Here is a 5402-nt window from a genome sequence, read left to right on the forward strand (position 1 = left end):
AAACGCCTCGCCGAGCGCCAAGCCGAGGCCGTCATCCCCGACGACAACCTCCCGCAAGCGACCGATCCCCTACGACACCGTCGCCTATCGGCAGCGCAACACCGTCGAGCGCCTCTGGGCACGCCTCAAGGACTACCGCCGCGTCGCCACACGCTACGACAAGCTCGCAGAGAACTTCCTCGCCGGCGTGCTCATCGCCGCTATCGTCAGCTACTGGGCCAAATGAGTCCGGACCATAGGCCGTTGGCGGCGGCTGACCTAGAGCTTGGGCTCCTGCCCACGCGCGACGCGATGCTTGTATTTTAGGCTGGCTGCGCCGCCAGGGCGTCGACGCACCATGTGAGGAAGGCGTCGTGGGTTTCGGACGACCGACGCGTCCTCGGCCGCAGGAGAAAGTAAGCGCCTGCATCGATGGAGACTGGGAGCGGCTGCACTAGCCTTCCCCTCTCGAGTTCGAATGAGAACATTCGAGGTGGAGCCAACGCCACGCCAAGTGACCGCTCCGCCGCGGCGATCATCGCCAACGACGAATCGAAAATGGCTTGCCTGATCGGTGGCTCCTCAAGGCCCGCGGCTGCGAACCATCGCGGCCACTCGTCAGCGCGGTAGGAACGGAGCAGCGGAAGTCTCGCCAGATCAGACGGCTGACGGATGCCGTGGGCAAGCCTGGGCGAGCAGAGAGGCGACAGTTGCGCCGCACAGATCTTGGTCGCCTCCGCGCCGGGCCAAGCCCCGTCGCCGAAGTGGATGGAGCAGTCCAGCCCCTCGGCAAGCATGTCCGCCTTGTTGTTGTGGGTGCGCACCCGCAGCTCGATGTGCGGATGCTCGGCTTCGAAGTCCGCGAGCCGTGGCAGCAGCCAGCCTACGGCGAAGGTGGTCACGGCGCCCACCGTCAGCGGCTGGCGCGCAAGTCCGCCCTGAATCTGTTCCAGCAGTTGACCGATCCGGTCGAACGATTGGGTCAGCCCGGGAAGCAGGGCGGCGCCCTCGTCGGTCATCGCCAAGCCTCGGGGCAAGCGCGTGAACAACTTCACGCCGAGACGCGCCTCCAGCGAGCGGACCTGGTGACTGACGGCTCCCTGAGTGACGCAAAGCTCCCCCGCCGCCTTGGTGAAGTTGAGATGCCGCGCGGACGCCGCAAAGGCGTGAAGGGCGTTCAGTGGAAGGGGCGTCGAGGGCACAGCTCTCAATCCAATTGATGGCTAGCTCGAGAAAGCATCGATTGTCCCGCCCTGACAATTGCCGAATCTACGAAGAGGCGGGCGCCACGCTGCGGTTTCAGGCGCCAATGCAATTGGGGGCCGTGTGCCAATTCAGACTGCGGGAGTCGTTATCGACATCGACGCCTACCTCCATCGGATCGGACTGGAGCGCCCGCGCGAACCCTCGCTTCGGGTGCTGCGTGATCTGCACCGCCGCCACGTCGCGACCATGGTTTTCGAAGCCATCGATGTCCTGCTGGACCGGGAAGTGCGCCTGGAGCCACGCCACCTGGAGGCCAAGCTGGTTCTGGGTCGGCGAGGCGGCTACTGCTTCGAGCAGAATACGCTCTTCAAGTGCGCGTTGGAGGCGCTCGGCTTCGAGGTCGACATCCTGATAGCCCGATCACGTTGGGGCCGGCCGCTGGAGGATCTTCGGCCGCGCACGCACATGGCGCTGCGGGTCCGCCTGGATGAGCTGGACTGGCTATGCGATGTCGGCTCCCCCCGGTCCATCCTCGCCGAGCCGGTTCTCATGAGCGATCGCGCCCCACAGGCGACGGCGTTCGAACCCGTGCGGCTTGTGTCAATCGACGACGAACTCCGGCTGGAGGCGTTCACGCTCGGCGACTGGCGGCCGGTCTATGATCTCGTCCCGAAGGCGCAGCTCGACGTCGACTTGATCGCGGGGAACTGGTTCGCCTCCACGCATCCGACCTCGCCGTTCCGCCAGGCTCTCATCGTGTCGCGGCAAATCAACGGAGTCCGATACGCCCTGCTGGAAAACCGCTGGTCCGTTCGCCGCGCAGGACATCCTACAGAGTATCGTCGGCTGTCCGCCCAGCAGCTCGCCGACAGCCTGCGCGCCGATTTCGACCTGCCTGTGGAACCTGCCTGGTCGCGGGTGCTCGCGGAGGCCGTGGCCCGGGGAGACCGCCTTGCCAGGGTGTAGGTCGCGCCCCTGGATCGCCGTGGTCCTCGACGAGAACTCGAGCGGTGACGGCCGCCGCTATGAAGCCTCGAAAGGATACTTCCGCGGGGTGCGGGACGCCGGAGGTCTGCCGCTCGGCGTCCCGTACCTGCCGGAGATGGTGGACGTGGTCCTTGAGACATTCGACGGGGTTCTGTGCGTGGGCGGCAGGTTTGCCTTCCCGGAGACCTGGTACTTGGGCCGGGAGCCACCGAGACTGCCGACTTCTGAGCGCCTGGGCGTGGAGCGGGCGATCGTCGAAGGTTGCCTCGCACACGGCAGGCCGATCCTCGGCATTTGCGCCGGCATGCAACTGCTCGCCTGCCTAAATGGGTGTCGGCTTACGCCGGACGTCCAGGCCCTGCATCCCGCCGCCTTGGCGCACGACAGCCGCGATCAGGCCCACTCGATCTCCCTTGCGGCGGGCTCGCGGCTTCGGGCTCTGGTCGGGGCGCCGCACCTGATGGTCAACAGCTTTCACCGCGAGGCGGTGGCGACGCTCGGCCGCAACGTCACGGCCTCCGCCCACGCGCCGGATGGGGTCATCGAGGCGATCGAGATCAGCGGCGGGTCGTTCGCCCTTGGAGTCCAGTGGCACCAGGAATTGTTCGCGGGCGAGGATCACGCCGGGAACGCCATCTTCCGGGGCCTCGTCGACGCGTGCGGTGAGCAACCGCTAGACAGGCGGGGCCAAGCCGATCGGCGGAACAAAGGGATGATCGATGTATAGTCGCCGGGGGCTCGTCCGCTTCGCAGCCGCAACCGCCCTGTTCCCGAGCCACGCGCTTGGCCGGTCGCCGCGACCACTCCGCGCCAACGCCCTCGGTGTTCTCTGGACCCCACCGAAGTCCAAGAACCGGCATCGGCAGTCACGCCAATTGGACCACGGTACGGTGCAGCCGTGAGGATCGCAGGACGACAGGTTGAGCTGGAAACGGAACGGCTGGCGCTATGCCGCCCCCGGCTGGGGGACGCCGCTGAACTGTTCGGTTTCCTGGGCGACCCGCAGGCGATGCGGTTCACCCAGCCCCGTACTTCTCTCAGGGACTGTCGCCGCTACCTAGCTGTCCACGAGCGACGTCGTCGGGCAGTGGGCTGCGCCCCGTGGGTCGTCCTGAACAAAGGCCGTTCGGCGATTGTGGGCTACGGCGGCCTCTACGAAGATCCGTTCGACCCCTGCTGGGGCGTGGAGGTCGGTTATTTCTTTGCACCGGGAGCATGGGGAAAGGGCTTCGCGAGCGAACTGACCCGGGGCGAGCCTATCGTTTGCGGAGCATCTGAATAGGCCAGTCGTGACGGCGTTTGCGCACCCAGAGAACCTCCCGTCACAACGCGTGCTCGAAAAATCAGGCTTCCGCTTCGAGCGTTCCGTCCCCGAGATGAACCGCCGACTGTATCGGTGGAACCCGCCCGCCCGCCCGCCCGTAGGTGGCGATTTCTAAGCTCTATGGTGGGCGGAAGATGGCTGGCAGCGCTGAGCCGAGAAGCGGACTCACACAACGTCGCCATGGCGTGGAAAGCGGACGTCCCTGCTTGCTCGCAAGAATGCGCCACGCGGCGAGGTCGGCGGAACTGCACCTCTGATTGATCCATCGTGGGCGGCAACCGACATTGCGATGTCGCGACACCGGCGGCGCGTGGGGAGCGAGGGCGAACATGCGATCAAGTAGCAGTGTGTGGGCCCTCGTCGCGGTGATCACCCTCAGCGGATGCGTGACGCGCCCGAGGCCGCCCGCTGTTTGCCCGCAGCTCGACCCCGGTAAGGAAGCCGACATCATTTTCCCGCTGCTGCAGAAGGAGTTTGGCCACTTGCGCGAAGGCTATACCGCGAAGGTCGTGTCGCGGAACCTCGACAAGCGCGGCGACACCACGCTGCAGCTCGACTCGATCTTGTCGTCGTCAGCCACCGACAGTATCGGGGGCAAGCGCCTCACGCTCGTCGTCCAAAAATGTACGCTGAAGGTGCTAAGCGTACGACGCCCAACCGTCTGAGACGGATAGTAGCCGGGGCCACTTTGTGCGGTCGTGGTGATCGACGTCGGCAACGGGTCGATTTCCCCCGTTGGCCCGTCGCCGAGAACAGGACGTTCGAGATGCTTCCCGAGATCGGACCTCCCGAAGGGCAGTGGAGGGTGGCTACGAGACATCGCGCTCAGTAAGAATTTGCCATGGCTGATCTCGCAGATTCACCCCAAGCGTTGCGCATCCTGCCACGGGCAGATTGCCTCCGCATTGCTATCGCCCAGACCCCGGTAGGTTTCGATCCGCGATCAAACGGCGCAGCTATCCGAACCCAGATGCGGGAGGCGGCCGATGCAGGTGCAAGACTGATTCAGTTCACCGAAGGGGCGATGTCGGGATACCCGTCGGGCGAGGGTAAACAGGTCCTCGCTGGATGGGACGTCGATTGGGCCGCGCTCCGCGACGAGTTGGAGGCTACCGCTGCCTTGGCGGCCGGCCTCGGCCTTTGGACGGTAGTCGGCGCGAACCATCCGCTCACGCCACCCAATCGGCCCCACAACAGCCTCTATGTCATCTCCGACAAAGGTGAATTGGTCGGCCGCTACGACAAGCGGCTGCTGTCCTACACAGAAGTCACTGACTGGTACGTCCCAGGCTCGCACTTGCTCACATTCGACGTGGACGGCTTTCGCTTCGGCTGCGCCCTGTGCATCGAAATTCAGTTTCCCGAACTCTTCGTCGAGTACGTCCGGGAGAGTGTGGATGTCGTTCTGCTTTCAACGTTTTCACGTGATCCAATGTTTGCAATTCAAGCGCAGGGACACGCGGCTTGCGGCGCCTTCTGGCTGGGGTTCTCCGTGCCCGCGCAATGCAGCGGGGTCGCTCCAAGCGGCTTGATTGGGCCAGATGGGAGGTGGATATCCAAGGCGTTTCCAGACGGCGCTGGTGCTCTGGTCATCGCCGACCTAGATCGCGGCTCGGAAACGCTGCGAGGTGCATTGGAACATGCTCGACCATGGCGGGCGCGGGCGCGGACGGGCGACTTGCACCAACAAGCTCGCGTTGTTGACCCTCGTAGCTCGGATGCGAGCCGCTTCTAGGTCCGCAATGGTCGTTCAGAGACGTTCGGCAGGTCCTGTGTGGATGGCTCCCGCATTGCAAGTCGTGATGTGAGGCTCGACGTGTTGGTCGGATGCAGTCTTGTGTTCGGCCTGTTTGCGCGATCATGGACCGCTGGCCCTGATGGTTTCCGCAGACGAGGTCCCATTCTG

Annotated in this window: 7 protein-coding genes and 1 pseudogene; 7 read left to right on the forward strand and 1 reads right to left on the reverse strand. The window is 64.9% G+C overall.

From position 1 onward, the window contains the following. Nucleotides 1-226, forward strand: a 226-nt coding sequence (locus Q8Q88_RS11035; protein WP_305675242.1) for a transposase, incomplete at its 5' end; no start/stop codon positions are given. A 76-nt stretch (nt 227-302) separates the two neighbouring features. Here the strand turns inward: Q8Q88_RS11035 and Q8Q88_RS11040 are convergent. Beyond that, nucleotides 303-1181 (reverse strand): LysR family transcriptional regulator, encoded by an 879-nt coding sequence (locus Q8Q88_RS11040; protein ID WP_305675243.1) that lies wholly within the window; start codon nt 1179-1181, stop codon nt 303-305. 214 nt (nt 1182-1395) lie between these two features. Between Q8Q88_RS11040 and Q8Q88_RS11045 the strand changes: the two genes are divergently transcribed. The 6 genes and pseudogenes from Q8Q88_RS11045 (at nt 1396) to Q8Q88_RS11060 (ending at nt 5231) form a co-directional block, all read left to right on the forward strand. Beyond that, on the forward strand, nt 1396-2151 hold the full coding sequence (locus tag Q8Q88_RS11045) for an arylamine N-acetyltransferase (RefSeq protein ID WP_305675244.1): 756 nt from the start codon (nt 1396-1398) through the stop codon (nt 2149-2151). 19 nt (nt 2152-2170) lie between these two features. Next, nucleotides 2171-2899, forward strand: a complete 729-nt coding sequence (locus tag Q8Q88_RS11050; protein WP_305675245.1) for a gamma-glutamyl-gamma-aminobutyrate hydrolase family protein — start codon at nt 2171-2173, stop codon at nt 2897-2899. Nucleotides 2900-3070: 171 nt separating this feature from the next. After that, on the forward strand, nt 3071-3454 hold the full coding sequence (locus Q8Q88_RS24755; RefSeq protein ID WP_371129845.1) for a GNAT family N-acetyltransferase: 384 nt from the start codon (nt 3071-3073) through the stop codon (nt 3452-3454). Next, nucleotides 3438-3611 (forward strand): annotated as a pseudogene (locus tag Q8Q88_RS24760) (GNAT family N-acetyltransferase); the annotation flags it as partial. The gene Q8Q88_RS24755 and the pseudogene Q8Q88_RS24760, both read left to right, overlap by 17 nt. 232 nt (nt 3612-3843) lie before the next feature. After that, nucleotides 3844-4161 carry a hypothetical protein gene (locus tag Q8Q88_RS11055; protein ID WP_305675246.1) on the forward strand — a complete coding sequence of 106 codons (318 nt, stop codon included), beginning with the start codon at nt 3844-3846 and terminating at the stop codon, nt 4159-4161. A 176-nt stretch (nt 4162-4337) separates the two neighbouring features. Further along, complete coding sequence (locus Q8Q88_RS11060; protein ID WP_305675247.1) at nt 4338-5231, forward strand: carbon-nitrogen hydrolase family protein; 894 nt, start codon at nt 4338-4340, stop codon at nt 5229-5231. Nucleotides 5232-5402: the final 171 nt, after the last annotated feature.

The organism is Phenylobacterium sp. (assembly GCF_030697925.1).
In the GTDB taxonomy this organism is placed as follows: Bacteria; Pseudomonadota; Alphaproteobacteria; order Caulobacterales; family Caulobacteraceae; genus Phenylobacterium.